Annotated in this window: 2 protein-coding genes; both read right to left on the bottom strand. The window is 30.3% G+C overall.

Annotated features, from left to right (window positions below; genetic code table 11):
* Positions 1-305 precede the first annotated feature (305 nt).
* Positions 306-1,148, bottom strand: a complete 843-nt coding sequence (locus KJA15_02025; GenBank protein MBZ9572082.1) for a hypothetical protein — start codon at positions 1,146-1,148, stop codon at positions 306-308.
* Between the two features lie 238 nt (positions 1,149-1,386).
* A partial coding sequence (locus tag KJA15_02020; GenBank protein MBZ9572081.1) for a hypothetical protein occupies positions 1,387-1,742 on the bottom strand: 356 nt, incomplete at its 5' end.

Below are 1,742 nucleotides of genomic sequence, written 5' to 3'. Positions count from 1 at the left end.
CTTTTTTGATTGAACTTGAACCATTATTTACGCCCCCATATGTTTTTTATACTTTGCGATATACTTTTAAGGCAAATAAACTAACTTATATATAAATATTTCTATGCCCTTCTTTGTTTGCAAATCACTCCATTTATTATTTTAAACAAGGAGTAAACACAGAAAATGCATTCACAACCTTCTTATAAATTTTGCTATGATATTTTATTTAAGGATTTTTACGTGCTGGTGCACTGGGTACTGTTGCATGAAGGGTGTTGCATTGGGGGTGTTGCAAATGGGGTGTTAACAATATTTCATCCCTCTTAATTGATAGGTTCCGAAATTAAAGGTTTTGGAATATCGAATATCTTTTTGTACTTCTCATAAACAGCACATTTTCTTTTCATTTTTATTTTATGATCTTTGATTTTTTCTTTCTTTACTTTCCAGGGTAATGCTTTTTTGATAATCCCTATTTTCAAATTAGAATCAACTTTTTGTGCTGATGTCATAGCAAGAGCATCTTCTATACCACGCAATTCAATTTTCTCCTCTTTTCCATTCAATTTTATTTTCTTTTTTCCTAAATATTTGGGGCAATCACAAATTACATTAAAAGCCCCGACATACTTACGGAATAATTCAGCATCCCACATCGCACAAGTATTCCAAGGTGTCTTATATACTTCATAATTATTTTCTAAAATATGTCCTTTTTCACATCCTTTGAATTTATAATTATCATCGGTATATGCCTTAAGAGCGTAACCAACAACTAACATATTTGAATTTTTAGAAAGTTCTTGAGACATTATTTTTACATTGCTTTCATCAAGACTTACTTCTGACGATGCTATTAAAATATGGTCAGGTTTTTCTTTATGATTAAAAGCCTTGGTTAATCCGATATTCAATGCACCACTTGCAACTCCCCAAGGTTTAACATGATAAATCTCAATTTTATTAAAAATAATATCATCAAATCCTCTCAATAAAGTCTGTGTGTAATAATCAGTTTCTTCTTCAAAATTAACCAAAACAATAATTCTTGATAATTCCCCATGAATATTCTCAATAAATTTTTTAATATCTTTATTATATTCTTTTTTAACTGTTTTTTCACTACACCAAGTTCTTGTAATTAAAATTACATTCTTATCTACCATTATTTTTCCTCCCAATTATGATATTCCAAAGACTGCATTAAAAGATTTTCCCACTTATTATCTTTTAAACCTAAATCTATCCCTGCAATCCCCGCAGGAGTACTACCAAATAAAGACATATGCGGTCGGATAAAATTATAATACACTTGATGCCCACGAATAAAAGCTGAGTATTCGTCCTTAAGCCCACGTTGTATTTTATCCCGCTCCCTAATAGTACCATGTAATCGCTCTTCTCTTATTTGCCTTTTAACTTATCTCTTGTCCGAATCGAAGCTCTTTTGGATATGATATCAATTCTATCTTTTGAAAACACTCTTTCTCTAACAAGCTCCTCGACAAGTAAATCACTTAATTGTTCAGAATATATGGCATTTTTTGTTGCCTGCATAACAAGATCTTTTAGTTCTTTTATCTTCATAAGTTCTGTTTTTAGATCGTTCATTTGTTTCTGAAGATCACCAAGCTTTTTTTCGATTGCATCATCGATTTTTCTTATTATTGTTTCTTTTGATTTGTTTTTATGTGTTTTTAGTTCTTCTCTTATTTCTCTGTCGATTTCTTTTTTGATTTCTTCTTTATATTTCTCTAGAT

It is taken from the genome of Patescibacteria group bacterium, from assembly GCA_020148145.1.
GTDB lineage: Bacteria > Patescibacteriota > Minisyncoccia > Minisyncoccales > JAHCRE01 > JAHCRE01.
This window is presented reverse-complemented; position numbering and strand designations above follow the sequence as displayed.

Excerpts from the sequence above, each read along its gene's own strand:
- KJA15_02025 (MBZ9572082.1), bottom strand. The coding sequence starts at position 1,148 with ATGGTAGATAAGAATGTAATTTTAATTACAAGAACTTGGTGTAGTGAA.